20 protein-coding genes are annotated in these 17,705 nt (G+C 62.2%); 4 read left to right on the forward strand and 16 right to left on the reverse strand.

The features are described 5' to 3' along the window. Positions 1 to 20 precede the first annotated feature (20 nt). Positions 21 to 1,109: a heat-inducible transcriptional repressor HrcA gene (gene hrcA / locus AMK05_RS02000; RefSeq protein ID WP_003570826.1), complete on the forward strand. Its 1,089-nt coding sequence runs from the start codon at positions 21 to 23 to the stop codon at positions 1,107 to 1,109. Between the two features lie 111 nt (positions 1,110 to 1,220). Continuing rightward, entirely contained in the window at positions 1,221 to 1,853 is a 633-nt protein-coding gene (gene grpE, locus AMK05_RS02005; protein ID WP_064836075.1) for a nucleotide exchange factor GrpE, read from the forward strand. Positions 1,854 to 1,896: 43 nt separating this feature from the next. Here the strand turns inward: grpE and AMK05_RS02010 are convergent, their stop codons facing one another. After that, positions 1,897 to 2,841, reverse strand: coding sequence for a nucleoside hydrolase (locus AMK05_RS02010; RefSeq protein WP_064841239.1), 945 nt, complete (start codon positions 2,839 to 2,841; stop codon positions 1,897 to 1,899). Positions 2,842 to 3,077: 236 nt separating this feature from the next. Here AMK05_RS02010 and AMK05_RS02015 point away from each other — a divergent pair, with 236 nt between their 5' ends. Together AMK05_RS02015 and AMK05_RS02020 are read left to right on the forward strand one after the other, a co-directional pair. Continuing rightward, positions 3,078 to 3,503 (forward strand): Hsp20 family protein, encoded by a 426-nt coding sequence (locus AMK05_RS02015; protein ID WP_064836077.1) that lies wholly within the window; start codon positions 3,078 to 3,080, stop codon positions 3,501 to 3,503. Positions 3,504 to 3,550: 47 nt separating this feature from the next. After that, positions 3,551 to 3,808, forward strand: a complete 258-nt coding sequence (locus AMK05_RS02020) for a DUF1150 family protein (RefSeq protein WP_003570822.1) — start codon at positions 3,551 to 3,553, stop codon at positions 3,806 to 3,808. A gap of 348 nt (positions 3,809 to 4,156) precedes the next feature. Here AMK05_RS02020 and trmB read toward each other — a convergent pair whose 3' ends face one another. The 15 genes from trmB to trpS all read right to left on the reverse strand — a co-directional run bounded on the left by trmB (position 4,157) and on the right by trpS (position 17,705). Beyond that, a complete protein-coding gene (trmB, locus tag AMK05_RS02025; protein WP_064836079.1) occupies positions 4,157 to 4,858 on the reverse strand; it encodes a tRNA (guanine(46)-N(7))-methyltransferase TrmB in 702 nt (233 codons plus the stop codon). A gap of 8 nt (positions 4,859 to 4,866) precedes the next feature. Further along, the gene (gene metK, locus AMK05_RS02030; protein ID WP_064836081.1) at positions 4,867 to 6,105 is read right to left on the reverse strand and encodes a methionine adenosyltransferase; all 1,239 of its coding nucleotides are present in this window, start codon (positions 6,103 to 6,105) and stop codon (positions 4,867 to 4,869) included. Between the two features lie 178 nt (positions 6,106 to 6,283). Then, positions 6,284 to 6,703 carry a helix-turn-helix domain-containing protein gene (locus AMK05_RS02035; protein ID WP_064836083.1) on the reverse strand — a complete coding sequence of 140 codons (420 nt, stop codon included), beginning with the start codon at positions 6,701 to 6,703 and terminating at the stop codon, positions 6,284 to 6,286. Positions 6,704 to 6,851: 148 nt separating this feature from the next. Beyond that, the gene (gene lnt, locus AMK05_RS02040; protein ID WP_064836085.1) at positions 6,852 to 8,456 is read right to left on the reverse strand and encodes an apolipoprotein N-acyltransferase; all 1,605 of its coding nucleotides are present in this window, start codon (positions 8,454 to 8,456) and stop codon (positions 6,852 to 6,854) included. A gap of 130 nt (positions 8,457 to 8,586) precedes the next feature. Then, positions 8,587 to 9,741 carry a hemolysin family protein gene (locus tag AMK05_RS02045; protein ID WP_064836087.1) on the reverse strand — a complete coding sequence of 385 codons (1,155 nt, stop codon included), beginning with the start codon at positions 9,739 to 9,741 and terminating at the stop codon, positions 8,587 to 8,589. After that, positions 9,738 to 10,253, reverse strand: a complete 516-nt coding sequence (gene ybeY, locus AMK05_RS02050; protein ID WP_064836089.1) for an rRNA maturation RNase YbeY — start codon at positions 10,251 to 10,253, stop codon at positions 9,738 to 9,740. Before ybeY ends, AMK05_RS02045 begins: the two co-directional genes overlap by 4 nt. Beyond that, positions 10,253 to 11,305, reverse strand: a complete 1,053-nt coding sequence (locus AMK05_RS02055; protein WP_064836092.1) for a PhoH family protein — start codon at positions 11,303 to 11,305, stop codon at positions 10,253 to 10,255. Before AMK05_RS02055 ends, ybeY begins: the two co-directional genes overlap by 1 nt. 18 nt (positions 11,306 to 11,323) lie before the next feature. After that, positions 11,324 to 12,733 (reverse strand): tRNA (N6-isopentenyl adenosine(37)-C2)-methylthiotransferase MiaB, encoded by a 1,410-nt coding sequence (miaB, locus tag AMK05_RS02060; RefSeq protein WP_064836094.1) that lies wholly within the window; start codon positions 12,731 to 12,733, stop codon positions 11,324 to 11,326. 49 nt (positions 12,734 to 12,782) lie between these two features. Further along, positions 12,783 to 13,580, reverse strand: a complete 798-nt coding sequence (locus AMK05_RS02065) for a lysophospholipid acyltransferase family protein (RefSeq protein ID WP_064836096.1) — start codon at positions 13,578 to 13,580, stop codon at positions 12,783 to 12,785. Positions 13,581 to 13,607: 27 nt separating this feature from the next. Then, the gene (locus AMK05_RS02070) at positions 13,608 to 14,036 is read right to left on the reverse strand and encodes a Fur family transcriptional regulator (RefSeq protein WP_049730701.1); all 429 of its coding nucleotides are present in this window, start codon (positions 14,034 to 14,036) and stop codon (positions 13,608 to 13,610) included. 85 nt (positions 14,037 to 14,121) lie between these two features. Continuing rightward, positions 14,122 to 14,622: a GNAT family N-acetyltransferase gene (locus tag AMK05_RS02075; protein WP_171899737.1), complete on the reverse strand. Its 501-nt coding sequence runs from the start codon at positions 14,620 to 14,622 to the stop codon at positions 14,122 to 14,124. Further along, a complete protein-coding gene (gene tsaB, locus AMK05_RS02080; RefSeq protein WP_064836100.1) occupies positions 14,619 to 15,281 on the reverse strand; it encodes a tRNA (adenosine(37)-N6)-threonylcarbamoyltransferase complex dimerization subunit type 1 TsaB in 663 nt (220 codons plus the stop codon). The genes AMK05_RS02075 and tsaB overlap by 4 nt, the downstream gene beginning before the upstream one ends. Before the next feature lie 87 nt (positions 15,282 to 15,368). Continuing rightward, the gene (locus AMK05_RS02085) at positions 15,369 to 15,935 is read right to left on the reverse strand and encodes a NifU family protein (protein ID WP_049730790.1); all 567 of its coding nucleotides are present in this window, start codon (positions 15,933 to 15,935) and stop codon (positions 15,369 to 15,371) included. Positions 15,936 to 16,040: 105 nt separating this feature from the next. Next, the gene (locus tag AMK05_RS02090; protein WP_003583845.1) at positions 16,041 to 16,532 is read right to left on the reverse strand and encodes a universal stress protein; all 492 of its coding nucleotides are present in this window, start codon (positions 16,530 to 16,532) and stop codon (positions 16,041 to 16,043) included. A 108-nt stretch (positions 16,533 to 16,640) separates the two neighbouring features. Continuing rightward, complete coding sequence (trpS, locus tag AMK05_RS02095) at positions 16,641 to 17,705, reverse strand: tryptophan--tRNA ligase (protein WP_064836102.1); 1,065 nt, start codon at positions 17,703 to 17,705, stop codon at positions 16,641 to 16,643.

Consider the following 17,705-nt stretch of genomic DNA (forward strand, 5'->3'; position numbering starts at 1 on the left):
AGCGCGGGTTCGTAAGCTTCATGGGCATCAGGTCGACATCGGTTTCGGATGCCGTTGCTGCGCTGGACGAGCGCTCCAGGGAGATTTTTCGCCGCATCGTCGAAGGCTATCTGGAGAGTGGCGAGCCGCTCGGTTCGCGCAACCTGTCCCGCCTGCTGCCGATGTCGCTGTCGCCGGCCTCGGTGCGCAACGTCATGAGCGATCTCGAAGATCTCGGCCTCATCTATTCGCCGCATATCAGCGCCGGCCGGCTGCCGACCCAGATCGGCCTGCGCTTCTTCGTCGATGCCTTCATGCAGGTCGGCGATCTCTCCGCCGAGGACCGCGCCAGCATCGACCGTCAGGTGCGGGCCGAAAGCGGCGGCAATCCGGTGGAATCGATGATGAACGAGGCGAGCCGCATGCTGTCGGGCATTTCGCGCGGCGCCGGCCTGGTCATCACCTCGAAAAGCGATCCGGTGCTCAAACATGTCGAGTTCATCCGGCTGGAGCCGACAAAGGCGCTGGCCGTGCTCGTCGGCGATCACGATCAGGTGGAAAACCGCATCATTGAGCTGCCGGCGGGCGTCACCTCCTCGCAGCTGGCCGAGGCGGCGAATTTTCTCAACGCCCACATGTCCGGCCAGACCCTGCCGGAGCTGCGCAAACAATTGAGCCAGCTGAAGGATAACGTCCGTCACGAGCTCGACGCCCTGTCGCGTGATCTCGTCGAGCGCGGCATCGCCGTCTGGGCCGGCAGCCCTGATGAGGGCAAGCCGGCGCAGCTGATCATCCGCGGCCGCGCCAACCTGCTTGAAGGCCTTGCCGGCGCCGAGGATCTCGACCGGCTGCGGCTGCTGTTCGACGATCTCGAAAAGAAGGACAGCCTGATCGAGATCCTCAATCTGGCCGAAACCGGCTCGGGCGTGCGCATTTTCATCGGCTCGGAAAACAAGCTCTTCTCGCTGTCCGGCTCGTCGCTGATCGTCGCGCCCTATCGTGACGATGACGATCGGATCGTCGGCGCCGTCGGCGTCATCGGCCCGACGCGGCTCAATTATTCCCGCATCGTGCCGATGGTTGATTACACGGCCCAGCTCGTCTCCCGGCTTTCGCGCAATCCGCTTTGACGCCACTTTGAGGAAGACCGCGGAATTTTCGCTTCTTTGTCACGCAGACTTGATTTTTTCCGGTCAAACCTCGATATCGGGCGCATCTGAAGACACCCACCGGAGACCGTCATGACCGATGACACGACGAAAAACGGACCTGACGCAACTGCGGCCGATGCCGCAGCCGACGCTGCCGCCTACGTCGAGAACGATATCGCGCAGGAAGAGGCCCCCCAGCCTGATGCACTCGAGCTTCTGAAAGCCGAAAACGGCGAGCTGCGCGATCGCTATCTGCGCCTTGCCGCCGAAATGGACAATCTGCGCCGCCGCACCGAGCGTGAGGTCAAGGACGCCAAGTCCTATTCCGTCGCCGGTTTCGCGCGTGACATGCTGGCCGTCTCGGACAATCTGCGCCGGGCGCTGGATGCCATCCCGCCGGAGGTCAAGGACGCGGCCGATGCCGGCCTGACCACCCTGATCGAGGGCGTGGAGATGACTGAGCGTGCCATGCTCTCGGCGCTCGAGCGCCACGGCGTTCGCAAGCTGGAGCCGGTCGGCCAGAAGTTCGACCCGAATTTCCATCAGGCGATGTTCGAGGTGCCGAACCCCGAGGTGCCGAACAACACCGTCGTCCAGGTCGTGCAGGCAGGCTTTTCCATCGGCGAGCGCGTGTTGCGCCCGGCCATGGTCGGCGTCGCCAAGGGCGGCCCGAAGGCGGCCGAAGCCGAAAGCAATTCCGTCTTCGACGAGAAGGACGCCTGAAGTTGTTTTCCTTCTCTTGTGTGAGAGAAGGAAAACCAAAAGATCAGATGCGGGCGACGCGTTCGATCAGAAGATCGAAGAAACCGTCCGCATCGACATGACGCATCACCTTCGCATTGCGCTTTCGATCCGTCACATGCCACCAGTCGACCACCGTCATGCCGATGGTGAGTTCGGATTGGACCTCGATCGCGACATTGCAGTCCCGGCCCTGGAAAAGCTCCGGCTTCAAGAGGTAAGCGATCACGGTCGGGTCATGCAGCGGCCCGCCGTCGGAGCCGTATTTCTCGATATCGAAGCGCTCGAAGAATTCCAGCATCTCGACCATCGCCTTTGCCGGCGCCGTGCCGATCTCGGCCATGCGCTTCACCCGGTCCTTGCGGGTCAGCAATTGGTGCGTCACGTCGAGCGGCATCATCACGATCGGCACGCCTGAGCGGAAGACGATATCGGCGGCCTCGGGGTCGACATAGATATTGAATTCGGCCGCCGGCGTGATGTTGCCGCCCTCGAAGAAGCCGCCGCCCATCATCACCAGTTCGCGGATGCGCGGGGCGATGTCGGGCGCCTTCTGCAAGGCCAAGCCGATATTGGTGAGAGGCCCGAGCGTGCAGAGCGTCACGGTGCCTTCGCCCTCACGCCGCAGCGCCTCGATGATGAAGTCGACGGCATGGCCGGGCTGCAGCGCCATCGTCGGCTCGCTGAGTTCAGGACCGTCGAGGCCGGTCTTGCCGTGCACATGTTCGGCGGTCACCAGCTTGCGGGCGATCGGCGCGTCGGCGCCGGCAAAAACCTTGGTCTCCGTCCGGCCGCAGAGTTCGCAGACGATGCGCGCATTGCGGCTGGTCAGCGCCAACGGCACATTGCCGGCGACGGTGGTGATCCCCAGCACATCGAGCTCGTCGGGGCTGCCGAAGGCCAGCATGATGGCGGCCGCGTCGTCCTGACCGGGATCCGTGTCGATGATGATCTTTCTTGCGCCTGCCATCCAATGCACCGTTTTCTTCATTTCTCGTCGCAAATCGGCACATTGCGCGCCGGCACGTGTTGATGCGAGGCAGCAGGCGCTTTGTCAAGCAGCCCCGGCCGTCACCTTGAAATTGCGGGTGGCGCCGAGACGTCGCCTGCGTCTTGCAGCGCCGGGGTGCTGTCCCCATATTAGCGGCATCCGGATGCTGCCCTTAAGGTCCGGGATGGTCGCTTGCATCAAGGACTTGAAAAGAGATGAGCCGCATTACCCCTTTTGCCAGCCCGTTGCTTCTGGGCTTCGATGCCATGGAAAAGACGCTGGAGCGCATTTCCAAGGCAAGCGACGGATATCCGCCCTACAATATCGAACGCATCGGCGCCGACAGCGGCGCGCCGGAACGTCTGCGCATCACGCTCGCTGTCGCCGGCTTCGCCGAGGAGGAACTGGATGTTTCCATCGAGGAGAACCAGCTTCTGATTCGCGGCCGTCAGGTCGAGCAGGGGGAACGGGACTATCTCTATCGCGGCATCGCCGCCCGTCAGTTCCAGCGCACCTTTGTTCTTGCCGACGGCATGCAGGTGCTCGGCGCCGGTCTGAAGAACGGTCTGCTCTCCGTCGATCTAATTCGCCCGGAGCCGGCGCGCATGGTCAAGAAAATTAACATTTCGGTCTCACAGTAGCACAACGGTTTGTCGAACCGTTGGTCCCTTCTTCCGGAGGAACAGGAATGTTGATGAAAGAAGCCACGTCTCACTTGACCAAATCCGAGCTTGCCCACATCGGCAGCGGCGAGGTCGCCTATATCAGAAAAATGCGCACCGAAGAGGTCGCCAAATGCTTCCCCGAGGCGCCGGATATCGATCCGAACGTCGATCTCTGGGCACTGTTCGGCGCCGACGGAACACCGATTCTTCTGACGGACAACCGCTCCAGCACCTTCTTCAAGGCTGCCGAAGACGAACTTAAGACGGTCAGCCTGCACTGACCGTCAAGATAGTGCCTGGCGCGTTGTGCCGCTCTTGCGGTGCACTATCGCTTATTCGATTTCGCTGCGGAGGCTGCGTGAGGATAGGCTAATCGTCGTTCGTGCTGTGCCGTGTGGCCCCCTCATCCAACCCTTCGGGCCACCTTCTCCCCGCTGGGGAGAAGAGGAGGCAAGGCGCGCAGACACTGCCCAACCGAACTCTCCGCTTAAAGGCGCTCCGTCCAATTGGGGCGATAGCGAAGCGGCAATCTCCCTCTTCTCCCCAGCGGGGAGAAGGTGGCCCGCAGGGTCGGATGAGGGGGCCACACGGCACGCCCGTCACTATTGCCCTTTAGCCGCCGTTGAAACTCAGATCTTCCTGAACGTCAGATAGGCCGAAGACCGGCCCTCGCGTCGGGCCTTGGCCTCGTAGCGTGTGCTCGGCCAGCCCTCATAAGGCGTCAGCCAATCCGAGGCATTGTCGGCCATCCAGTCGAAGCCGCCATGGTCGCGGCATTTGAGCAGCGTCCAGTTGACATAGGTATCGATGTCGGAGGCGAAGCAGAACAGGCCGCCGGGCTTCAGCACGCGATGAAAGCGGTCGAGATTGGTCTTCGAGACGAAGCGCCGTTTCCAGTGCTTCCGCTTCGGCCAGGGGTCGGGATAGAGCAGGTCGATCTGGTCGAGCGAGGCGTCCGGCAGCCAGTCGAGCAATTGGGTCGCGTCGTCATTATAGACGCGGATATTGCGCGCGCCCGTCTCGCCGACGCGCGACAGCAGCTTCTGCATGGAATTGACGAAGGGTTCGACGCCGATAAAGCCGGTGGACGGTCTTTCCAGGGCGCGGTGGATCAGGTGTTCGCCGCCGCCGAAACCGATTTCCAGCCGCAATCTTTCGACCGGAGCCGCAAAAAGGGATGTCAGCGGCTCCAGCGGAGCCGCTGAGAGATCGATAAGGAATGCCGGCAGCAGACTGTTCAGCGTCTCGGCCTGATGTTCACGCAGGGCCTTGCCCTTGCGGCGACCGAAAAAGGCTTCGGTCGCCCGGCCGCGGCGTTCCATATCCGTCATGCTTTATCTCAGGCCTTCAGGCTTTCCTTGAGCGCCTTCACCAGATCGGTGCGCTCCCAGGAGAACGAGCCGTCACGGCCGGCCTTTCGGCCAAAATGGCCGTAGGCGGAGGTCTTGGCGTAGATCGGCTTGTTGAGGTCGAGATGGCGGCGGATGCCCGACGGAGACAGGTCCATGTTCTTGCGGATCGCCGCTTCGACCTGATCTTCGCTGATCTTGCCGGTGCCATGCAAGTCGACATAGATCGACAGCGGCTGGGCGACGCCGATGGCGTAGGAGATCTGGATCGTGCAGCGGTCGGCAAGGCCGGCGGCAACAACGTTTTTCGCCAGATAACGGGCGGCATAGGCGGCCGAACGGTCGACCTTCGTCGTGTCCTTGCCGGAGAATGCACCGCCGCCATGCGGGGCAGCGCCGCCATATGTGTCGACGATGATCTTGCGGCCGGTGAGGCCGGCATCACCGTCCGGTCCGCCGATGACGAACTTGCCGGTCGGGTTGATGTACCACTTGCAATCGTCGGCGATCTTCAGTTCGCCGAGCGCTTCGCGGATATAGGGCTCGACGACGGCGCGGACTTTCTTCGAATCCCAGCTCTCGTCGAGATGCTGGGTCGAAAGCACGATCGAGGTCGCTTCCGACGGCTTGCCGTCGACGTAACGCACGGTCACCTGGCTCTTGGCATCGGGGCCGAGCTTGGCGACTTCGCCGTCGCCCTTTTTGCGGGCGACTGCCAGCAGCTGCAGGATTTTGTGGGAATAATAGATCGGGGCCGGCATCAGATCCGGCGTTTCGCGGCAGGCGTAACCGAACATGATGCCCTGGTCGCCGGCGCCCTCGTCGCCCTGCTGGTCGGCAGCGCTGTCGACGCCCTGAGCGATGTCGGCCGACTGCGAATGCAGGAGCACGTCGATCTTGGCCTTCTTCCAATGGAAGCCGTCCTGCTCGTAGCCGATATCCTTGATGGCGCGGCGGGCGGCGGCCTTGAACTTCGACGGATTGATGACGTCCTTACCGTCCTTGTCCTTCTTCATCAGGCTCGGGGGAAGGCGGACTTCACCGGCGATGACGACGCGGTTGGTGGTCGCCAGCGTTTCGCAGGCAATGCGCACGCCCCACGGGTTGACGCCTGTCTTGGCCGCTTCGCGGTAGACCAGATCGACGATCTCGTCGGAGATGCGGTCACAGACCTTGTCAGGGTGACCTTCGGCAACAGATTCGCTGGTAAAGAGATAGTTCGCGCGCATTCCGGGATTCCCCTCAAAGAACAAAAGCTAGCTAGTAGGTACTCAGTTCGAGGCCCGATGACAAGCGCAGAAGGACATAAATATATCTTTATATCCGCGGCAAAGTGACAAATTTTGCCCTAAAAACGCAAAAAAGGCGGCCTTTCGACCGCCTTTCGGATTTTGCGATGGGGGTGGCTCAGTCGGAATCGGCCTCGGCTGCCAGAGCCTTCACCAGCTCCACGACCTTGCGGCGAACCTTCGGATCGGAAATCTTGACGAAGGCGCGGTTGAGCTGCAGTCCTTCGGACGAGGAGAGGAAATCGACGACGTAATTCGAGCTGGAGGCTTCCGCCATGCCGCCGCCGGCGCCGGAATGTTCGCCGGGTGCGTCCTCGAAGAAAAAGGAAACCGGAACATTGAGGATGTTCGAGATATTCTGCAGGCGGCTTGCGCCGACGCGGTTGGTGCCCTTTTCGTATTTCTGAATCTGCTGGAAGGTGATGCCGAGGCTTTCGCCGAGCTTTTCCTGGCTCATGCCCAGCATTGTTCGGCGAAGGCGAATACGGCTGCCAACATGGATGTCGATCGGATTCGGCTTCTTTTTGTTTTCAATCATGGTCGTGCCCTAGCTAAGAATTTCAACCTGTTTAACCGGCATGCCCCTGATCCATCCCAAACGCCACGTTGCAGGTGGTGAGAACCCACCTTTGAACATAGGTTCGGAACGCCGATTGTCATCACTATGCAATTTTAGGGGTTTTTGGTCAATTCAACCCGGAAATAAAACCTCTACGAGAAACCAGCGCAATCAAAATGAGCAGGATCTCGGTCAACCAGAAGTATGTTTGCCGGGAGTATGTCGTTCGGGCTTCTACGCCTGGCCTATCAAGAGTTGCATCAATATAGCCGATTTGTTCGAGGTCGAGGCCGGCAACAATCTCGCCTCGTGCATTCACAATTGCTGAAATACCGCTGTTGGCGTCGCGAATCAGCGGCAATCCGGTTTCAACAGCCCGCACCCGCGCCTGTTGGAAGTGCTGATAAGGGCCGGGCGTCGCACCGAACCAGGCATCATTGGTGATATTGAGGATCGCATTGGCGTCTTTGATGTCGCCGGTCATTTCCTCCGGGAAAATGATTTCGTAGCAGATTAGCGGATAGAGATTGAGCCCGCCGGGCAGCGCCAGCAGGTGCCGGCTCACTGCTGCTGAAAACCCTCCCGGCATCTCGACGACGTTCTGGATGCCGAATTCGGTGAGCAGGTCCTCGAAGGGCAGGTATTCGCCGAAAGGCACCAGATGCACCTTGTCGGAGGCGGCGACGATCTGACCGCGGCCGTCGATGACATAGATGGAATTATAGTAGCGCGCCGGCGTGCCCGGCCCCATCTCCTCGGCGCGCACCGCGCCGGCGATCAGGATCTGGTTGTCGTCGAGCGTATCGGCGATCCGCGTCAGCGCATCCTGGTTGTCGGTCAGGATGAAGGGGATCGAGGTTTCCGGCCAGACGATGATATCGGGCTTGCGCCCGCCATTTTTCGGCGCTTCGGCCGACAGCTTCAGATGGGTCTCGAAGATCGCATTGCGGTCGGCATCGTTATCCATCTTCGCAGCTTGGTCGATGACGGGCTGCACAAGCCGCACCACTGGCTGCTTATCTTCCGGCAAGGCCGCCGCCCGCGGCGCCAGATAGAGGGCATAGGCGCCGTAACCGAGATGGGCGGCAAACAGCAGGACGGCGAGCGCGATGCCCGCCCGTGCGCCTTGCCGGGTGCCGGCAAGGGCCGGCGCGGAGAAAATGAAGACGGCAAGGGCCGTCACCCCCATCGCCCCGATCACATGCGCCGACTGCATCATCAGCGGAACCGGCATCATGCCGTAGCCGATGGCGTTCCAGGGAAAGCCTGTGAGAACAACGCTTCGCAGCCATTCCATCAGCCCGAAGCTGGCCGCAAGTGCGGCGATCCGTCCCATGCCGTCGGACCAGAAGATGCGGGCAAGTGCGGCCGCCAGGCCATAGAAAATCGCCAGGCAGGCCGGCAGCCCGAGAATGGCGAGCGGCAGCGCCCAGGCGAATTCCTCCTGATCGACCAGCAGCGCATGGCCGAGCCACCAGAGACCGGCGACGAAATAGCCGAAGCCGAACAGCCAGCCGGTGGCAAAGGCCGGCCACAGCCTGCCGATGAGGCCGCTTTCCGGCGAAGCCGCCGCCCCGTCGATCAGCCAGACGAGCAGCGGGAAGGAGACGAACATTGCCGCGAAGAAGCCGAAGGGCGGCAGCGCCAGCACGGCGAATGCTCCGGCGGCGATGGCCAGCAGCGACCGTTTGAAACCCCAGACGAGGATAACCCTGTCCGCAAGCCGCTCCATGCGCACTCCCATCAAAACCGCGAATCAACCCGTTCGCAGTCTTTCAAAAAAGCGGCTCTTTGTCCTGTTAATGAAGATCGCCCGGAACCGTGCAGCCATTCCGGGACAACGACATGCACAAAATACAGTTTTAGTTGGCGGTCGATTCCGCCGGCCGGTCGTCGCCGGCGTCGGAGCCGGGCGGGATGTCGCCATCCACCTTGGCGCGGCGGCGGATCGCATGGCGCTTGCGGGTGATGCGCAGCCGCTTGATGCGGCGCGGATCGGCGTCGAGGATGTGGAATTCGAAACCGGGCAGCGCCTGGACGACCTCGCCGCGCACCGGGATGCGGCCAAGTGCCGAGAAGATCAGGCCGCCCAGCGTATCGACCTCGTCGACCTGCTCGCTGATGTCGAAATCCGGCCCGATCGCCGCGGCGATCTCTTCCAGTTCGACGCGGGCGTCGGCGATGAAGACGTCTTCGGCGACCCGCTTGAACATCACCTCTTCGTCGTCATGTTCGTCGTCGATATCGCCGACCACCATTTCGACGATGTCCTCATGCGAGGCGAGCCCGTCGGTGCCGCCATATTCGTCGATGACGAGCGCCATCTGCGTGCGGTTCACCTGCATGCGGCGCAGCAGGTCGGAGGCCAGCATCGACGGCGGCACGAACAGGATTTTGCGGATGATGCCGGCTTCCGTCAGCGTCTTCTGCAGGTCGACGCGGGCGAGATCCAGATTCTGCTTGGCCGGACGCGTGGTCTTCTGGATGTTTTCGGGCGCGACTTCGATCGCCGGCAGCGCCGGCAGGGCAACGGCCGGTTTCGCCGGGCCGCGGCGCTTGTTGCGCGCCTGCTTGGCGACATAGGAGAGCAGGTCGCGGATATGCACCATGCCGCGCGGATCGTCGAGCGTATCGGCATAGACGGGCATGCGCGAGCGGCCGGATTCCTCGAACAGGATCATCAATTCGCCGATGGTGATGTTCTGGTCGACCGCCTCGATATCGGCGCGCGGCACCATCACGTCGGCGACGCGCACCTCGCGAAAGCGCAGGATATTGTGCAGCATTGCCCGTTCGTCGGGCGAAAAGGCGTCGTCGCCGGCCGCGTCGGTCATCAGCGCGTCGGCAAGATCCTCGCGCAGCCGCGAGCCCTGCTGCGGGCGAAGGATGCGCGCGGCGCGCGACCAGAAGGATTGGGATCGGCCGGATGGCCGACTACTACTGCCCGCCTCGTCGGAAGAGGAGGATGGCTCGGAGTCCTTGGCGTCTGCCGCCGGCTTCGTCGTAAAGTCGCTCATGGTTCCATTTTAAGGTCTTGACCCTCGTAAGGATCAAATAGGCCGAGCTGCGCCAAAATGCGAGTCTCCAGCCCCTCCATAATTTCGGCTTCGGCACTATTCATATGGTCGTAGCCGAGAAGATGCAAGAAACCGTGCACCAGAAGATGGGTCAGATGGTCGTCGAAACTCTTTTCGAGTTCGATGGTTTCCCGCTCCACCGTCTCCCGGGCGATGATGATGTCGCCGAGCATCGGACCGGGCATCTTGCCGGGCTGCACCGGAAAGGCCGGAAAGGACAGCACGTTGGTTGCCTTGTCCTTCCCCCGCCATTCGGCGTTGATGTCCTGGATCGAGGCGTCGTCGGTGAAGACGAGCGACACCTCGGGCGGCATCGTCGGGAAGGGCTGCTTCTCGCTGTCGCGGAGATAGACCACGGCTGCCCCGAGCACACGCTCGCAGAAGGACAGCAACGTTTCCTCGCCCGGCCAGCCGATGTCGTCGACGCTGATCTGGATGTCGAGTTCGGCCATCAGTCCTGCCGGCTGACTGCTTCGGTTTCGACGGCATAGGTGGAATCATAGGCCCTGACGATGCGTCCTACCAGCGGATGGCGGACGACGTCGGTATCCTTGAAGCGCACGATCGAGATGCCCTCGACGCCGTTGAGAAGCTGCAGCGCCTCGACGAGGCCGGATTTGACGCCGCGCGGCAGGTCGATCTGGCTCGGGTCGCCGGTGACGATCATCCGGGCGTTTTCGCCGAGACGCGTCAGGAACATCTTCATCTGCATCGATGTCGTGTTCTGCGCCTCGTCGAGGATGATGGCGGCATTGGCGAGCGTGCGGCCGCGCATGAAGGCGAGCGGCGCGATTTCGATGACGCCGGCGGTGATCGCCCGGTCGACCTTGTCGGCGGGGATCATGTCGTAAAGCGCGTCATAGAGCGGGCGAAGATAGGGATCGACCTTTTCCTTCATGTCGCCGGGCAGGAAGCCGAGGCGCTCGCCGGCTTCGACGGCCGGACGCGACAGGATGATCTTTTCGACCGCGCCGCGCTCCAGGAGTTGGGCGGCATGCGCGACGGCGAGATAGGTCTTGCCGGTGCCGGCCGGGCCGACGCCGAAGACCAGCTCGGCACGCTCCAGCGCCCGGATATAGGCGTCCTGGGTCGGCGTGCGGGCGATGATCGTCTTCTTGCGGGTGGAAACCTGCGCCATCGTCAGCTTGGCCTTGCGCTCCATCGTGGGAAGGCTGAGCTGGTCGTCGGCGGCGACCGCCATGCGGATTGCGCCCTCGACGTCGGATCGTTCCACGCTGCCACCTTTCTGAAGCTTTTCATAGAGATAATCGAGCGTGCGCCGCGCCTGGTTGGTGGTCACGACATCGCCTGTAATGACGACCGAATTGCCACGGGCCCGTGCATCGATGTTGAGCCGTTCCTCGAGCAGCTTGAGGTTCTGATCGAATTGACCGAAGAGCTCGCTGGCGAAGCGGTTGTTCTCGAACGTCAGGACGAAGTGATTGGTGTCGCTCGGCGTGCGGGGGTGGCGCGGTGAAGAAGAAACCAATTCTTGTCCGTTCAAGCGGTCGGGCTCCTTGAGTTAAACCGCAGCCTCTGCGCGTTCGGCAAACAGGCTGTTGTTTCCGGTTCCTGTGATTCGCACTTTAATAATGTCACCGATTTGCGATGCTTTTGCATCAACATTCACGGATTGAAGCCAGGGAGAACGTCCGATCAGCTGTTCCGGCATGCGACCGGGCTTTTCCAGCAACAGGTCGATCTCTTTGCCGACGCAGGATTCGGCAAATTCCTGCTGCTGCTTCACGAGAAGCGCTTGCAGGCGTTCCAGCCGTTCTGCCTTGATCTCTTCCGGCACCTGGTCCTTCAGTTCCGCGCCGGGGGTGCCCGGCCGTGTCGAGTATTTGAACGAGAAGGCCTGCGCATAGCGCACCTTCTTCACAAGTTCTAATGTATCCTCAAAATCCTCGTCTGTCTCCCCCGGAAAGCCGGTAATGAAATCGCCGGACAGGGCGATATCGGGCCGCACCGTGCGAATGCGTTCGATCAGCGAGAGATATTCGGCCGCCGTGTGGCGCCGGTTCATCGCTTTGAGGATCCGATCGGAGCCCGATTGCACCGGCAGGTGCAGATAGGGCATCAGCGCCCGGAGATCGCGGTGGGCGTCGATCAGCCGGTCGTCCATGTCGCGAGGATGGCTGGTGGTGTAGCGCAGCCGCGCGAGGCCGGGGATCTCGGCAAGCCGGTAGAGCAGGTCGCCGAGGCTCCATGCCTCGCCCCGCGGCCCGGCGCCGTGCCAGGCATTGACGTTCTGCCCGAGCAGGGTGATCTCGCGCACGCCGCCTTCGACCAGCTTTTCGGCTTCCTCGACGATCTGGGCAACCGGCCGCGACACTTCCGAGCCGCGCGTATAGGGCACGACACAGAAAGTGCAGAACTTGTCGCAGCCCTCCTGCACCGTCAGGAAGGCGGTGACGCCGCGGGCGCGGATCTTCCGGCTCTCGGCGATCGGCAGGTGCTCGAACTTGTCCTCGATCGCATATTCCGTATCGACGACCCGCTGGCCCTCCTTGGCCCGGCGCAGCGCTTCCGGCAGGCGATGATAGGTCTGCGGGCCGATGACGACGTCGACGGCGGGTGCGCGGCGCAGGATTTCCTCGCCTTCGGCCTGGGCGACGCAGCCGGCAACGCCGATCATCATCTCCCGGCCGTCCGCCGCCTTCCTCTTTTTCATGTCGCGCAGCCGCCCGAGCGCCGAATAGACCTTCTCGGCCGCCTTCTCTCTGATATGGCAGGTGTTGAGCAGAACGAGGTCGGCCTCTTCCATATCCTCGGTCGGTTCGTAACCGTCGCGAGCGAGCGCATCGCTCATCCGCGTGGAATCATAGACGTTCATCTGGCAGCCATAGGTCTTGATGAAGACCTTGCGGCTGTTGGAGCCGTCGCGGAGTAGCTGTTCCGGGGCCTGGAGGAGGGCGCTTTCCTGTGTCATGGCGCGCTATTTAGTGGTTTTTGCCGCCCGAGAAAATCGAAATCTTACGTTAGGAGATTTCCCGCCCGCGCAGGCGGCTGTTCAGCAGGTTGCGAATGCGTGAGGCGATGGTCGCGCTCACCTCCTTGCGATTGGTGTCGGCGCGGTATTCCACCGCCTCGCCGAAGGAAACCTCGGCGTCGATGGCGCCGCAGCGCACGATGTCGAGGAGGTGCGGCAAGAGCTCGATATCGCCTGGCCAGGCGGCAAGCGGCCGGTGATAGCGGCCCATGGCGATGCCGTGCACCCTTGTATAGGCAACCGCCACCGGCTGCACCACCACGGTTCCGGTCGGCGAGGCGGGCACGGCCATCGCGGCGGCGCCGAACAGCGAAGATTTGACCTCCAGCAGCCGGTTGCCGTCCGAGGTCGTGCCCTCAGGGAAGAGCACGACGATCTCGCCGTCGGCCATGCGCCCGGCGATCTCGTTGGCCTGATGGCCGGTTTTGCGCCTCTCCTCGCGCACGACGAAGACGCTCTTCTGCAGCTTGGCGAGCGTGCCGAAAATCGGCCAGTCGGCCACCTCGATCTTGGCGATGAAGGCGACGTCGGCGACCGCCGACATCACCATGATATCCATCCAGGAGGAATGGTTGGAGCAGAGCATCAGCGGCCGCCGCTCTTCCAGCCTGCCGGTGACGCGCACACGGATGCCGAGACAATAGCAGACGATGCGGTGCCAGACACGCGGCAGCCGGCGCCGCAGCCGCCAGTCGAAACGGAGCGCCAGTATCTGCAGCGGCATGAGCACGATGCTGACGGTCAGAATGACGACCGCAGCACAGGCAATGCGCAGCCAGGCGATCAAAGGCTGGTCCCTCGGGCGGCCATCGCTTCAGAGATCGTCCTTCTTCAGCGGGATGCCGTAGAGCTCCAGCCGGTGGTCGACCAGTTGGAAGCCGTGCTCGCGGGCGATGCGCTCCTGCAGCGCCTCGATCTCCGGCGAGCGGAATTCGATGACCGTGCCGGTCTTCAGATCGATCAGGTGGTCGTGATGCTCTTCCGGCACCGTTTCGTAGCGCGAGCGCCCGTCGCGGAAGTCGTGGCGGGCGATGATGCCGGCATCCTCGAACAGTTTCACGGTGCGGTAGACGGTCGAGATCGAGATCTTCGCATCGACCTTCACCGAGCGGCGGTAGAGTTCCTCGACGTCGGGATGGTCTTCGGAGTCTTCCAGGATGCGCGCGATCACGCGGCGCTGCTCGGTCATGCGCATGCCGCGTTCGGTGCAAAGCTCCTCAAGGGTCTTGGCTACATCAGACATGGCCGGCCTCTAGGGATATTCGTGTTTCGAAAACGCCGCACGGCGTTGCGCCGTGCCTGCGTCCATGTTTCTCGCTGGCAGGGAACTACCGAAGAACGCGCTTCATGACAAGCGCCGTGGAGAGGGCGCCGTTTTCCTGCTTGTAATAACCCTTGCGTTCCCCGACCTTTTCGAAGCCGAGCTTGCGATAGAGGCCAAGCGCTGCCGTATTGCCGTCGTCGACCTCGAGAAACATGCTCTCGCCGCCGCGGGCGCGCGCTTCCCGCATCGCCGCCTGCATCAGCCGCCAGCCGAGCCCGGCGCGGGCGACCTTGGCCTGGACGGCGATCGTCAGGATCTCCGCTTCGCCCGCAACATGGCGGGCCAGGATGAAGCCGGGAAGCGGCTTTTTCAGGATGGCGTTGGTCTGGCGCGCGACGAAGCCGAACACGGTCTCCTGCATCAGCAGCCCGTGAAATTCACCGTCGCCCCAGGGCCGGGCAAAACGCTCGCCGTGCAGGACGGCGACGTCGCGGCAATCCTCGCGCTCCATCGCAATGATCTCGAATTCCGGCTTCAGCGTCAGATAGGCTTCCAGCATCGTCATACTCGTCGGGCAATCGCATACCCGGCCTGCGGCTTGGCATCGGGTCCGCGCAGATAAAGGGGCTTCGGCTTTCCGGCATCGGGGGAGGCGGCAGCACCGAGGCGCGCCACGATAGAGATCGGGAAACTGTTGGTATGATCGCTGCCGGCGTCGGCCTTCAAGAGCGGCGTCGCCGAACCGGTGATCTCCCCGTCGAAGCTTTCAGCAAAAGCTTGCGCTTGCGCAATGCTTAGCGCCCGTGGCGCGTCAAGGGGAGAACCGTCTGATGAAAAGGACTGGAGGTAGATTTCGTCCCGCTTGGCGTCCATCGCTGCCAGCACGGCGCGATGAGGCGTCTTCTCGCGCTGGGCTGAGGCCATGACCTCGAGCGTGGTGACGCCGACGGCGGGCACATTGAGCGAAAGCGCAAAACCGCGAGCGGCGGCAACCCCGACGCGGATGCCGGTGAACGAGCCGGGACCGATGGTGACGGCAATCCGGTCGATATCGGATAGCGTCATATCGGCCTGTTCCAGTGCGCGATCGACGATACCGATCAGATGTTCAGCATGCCCCTTGCCGATCATGTCCGATGCCTCCCCCAGCATCGTATTCCTGCCGCTGTCGTAAACGGCGGCAGCGCAGTCTACACCTGCCGTGTCGAGCGCCAGAACAATCATGCCATCAATTTCCGAAAAATCTATTGTCGCCGGATGATAAATTCATCCGGCCGAACGGGAGATGAACGGCCGGACGAACGAACGTTTTTAAGCGGCGATCACTTCCTGCACTTCCGGGACGAAATGGCGCAGCAGGTTCTGGACGCCATGCTTCAACGTCGCCGTCGAAGAGGGGCAACCGGCGCAGGAACCCTTCATGTTCAGATAGACCTTGCCGTCCTTGAAGCCGCGGAAGGTGATGTCGCCGCCGTCCTGGGCAACGGCCGGCCGCACGCGGGTCTCCAGCAGCTCCTTGATGGTCAGCACGATCGATTCGTCGCCTTCGTCAAAGAACTCGTCGCCGGCATCGACGTCCTCGGAAAGGATCGAGGCATCACCCATGACCGGCTTGCCGGACATGAAGTGCTCCATGATCGAGCCTAAAATAGCCGGCTTAAGATGCTGCCATTCGGCATCGTCCTTGGAGACGGAAATGAAATCATAGCCGAAATAGACGCCGGTCACGCCCGGGATTTCGAACAGGCGGGCAGCAAGCGGCGAAGCTTCGGCTTCCGCAGCGCTGCGGAATTCGGCCGTGCCGTTTTCCATCACCACCTTGCCCGGCAGGAACTTCTGCGTGGCGGGATTCGGCGTGGCTTCGGTCTGAATGAACATCTGGGTCTCCATGCGGCGGCCCATGGCTTCGCCGTCTTTAGAATTCTTCAAAAGAAGATAAGCCGATTGCCGGTTCCATTCAAGAGATTTTTACTCAAGAAATTCTCAGCAGAGGGCGTCGATTTCCTCATTGGTCAGCGTATCCGGCAGCACCGTGACCGGGATCGGAAACGCCGCCGCGCGGCCGGCAATCGACGAAACCAGCGGTCCCGGACCTTCCTTCGCCGAACCGGCGGCCAGAACGAGGATCGCGACATCGCGGTCGTCCTCGATCACCGCGTTGATCTGTTCGGCCGCACCGCCTTCGCGGATGACGATCTCCGGCTCGATGCCGATGGTCTCGCGCACGATCTGGGCGATCTTGGCCACCACCGCCTCGGCCTCCTCGCGCGCCTCGGCCCGCATGATCGCCTCGACGCCCAGCCATTGCTGGAAATCCCCGTCGGGGATGACGTAGAGCAGCACCAGCCCGCCATTGGAATTCTTCGCGCGCCGGCCGGCATAATGAACGGCGCGCTGGCATTCGGGTGTCCCGTCGATTACCGCCATGAATTTGCGGCGATGACCTTCGAGCCGTGAGAGTCGCTTCGATACCATGGCGCGGACTCTGACACCCGAAGCAGAAAAATTGCAAGCTCAGTTTTTCCTCTTCTCCCCTCGGGAGAAGTTCCCTCTTCCCCCAGCCGGGAGAAGAGGAGATGTGCCTTAATAGAGGAAGCCGATGACGTCGCGGAGCTGGCGCATCGTCACCTCGGCGCGTGCCCTGGCGCGTTCGCCGCCCTTGCGCAGGATCGCGTCGATATGGCTGGTATCGTCCATCAGCCGGCGCATCTCGCCGGTGATCGGCGCCAGCACATGGATGGCGAGATCGACCAGCGCCGGCTTGAAGACGGAGAACTGCTGGCCGCCGAATTCGGCAAGCACATCGGCCTTGGATTTGTCGGCCAAGGCGGCATAGATCGCCACCAGATTGTCCGCTTCCGGCCGGCCCTGCAGCCCTTCCACCTCGCTCGGCAAGCCGTCCGGATCGGTCTTTGCCTTGCGGATCTTCTTCGAGATCGCGTCCTCGTCGTCCATCAGATTGATGCGCGACAGGTCGGAAGGGTCGGATTTCGACATTTTCTTGGTGCCGTCGCGCAGCGACATGACGCGTGGCGCCGGCCCGCCGATCAGCGGCTCGACCATCGGGAAATAGGCATGCACCGGCTCGTTGCCGACGGTGATGTCGACGCCGTAACCGGTTCTGCGAATATGCTCGGCATAATCGAGATTGAACTTCATCGCGATGTCGCGGGCAAGTTCCAGGTGTTGCTTCTGATCCTCGCCGACCGGCACATGGGTGGCGCGATAGACGAGAATGTCGGCGGCCATCAGGCTCGGATAGGCGTAAAGGCCGAGCGAGGCCTGCTCGCGGTCCTTGCCGGCCTTGTCCTTGAACTGTGTCATGCGGTTCATCCAGCCGATGCGGGCGACGCAGTTGAAGATCCAGGCAAGTTCGGCATGCTGCGGCACGGCCGACTGGTTGAAGACGATATGTTTTTCCGGATCGATGCCGGCGGCGATGAAGGCGGCGGCGATCGAGCGCGTCTGGCTCGGCATGTCCTCATGCACCAGCTGGGCGGTGAGCGCATGCATGTCGACGACGCAATAGATGCAGTCATTGCCTTCCTGCAGCGCCACGAAGCGGCGGATCGCGCCGAGATAATTGCCGAGATGCAGATTGCCGGTCGGCTGCACGCCGGAGAATACGAGTTTCTTGAATTCGCTCAT

Origin of the sequence: Rhizobium sp. N324 (assembly GCF_001664485.1) — a bacterium.
Taxonomy (GTDB): domain Bacteria; phylum Pseudomonadota; class Alphaproteobacteria; order Rhizobiales; family Rhizobiaceae; genus Rhizobium.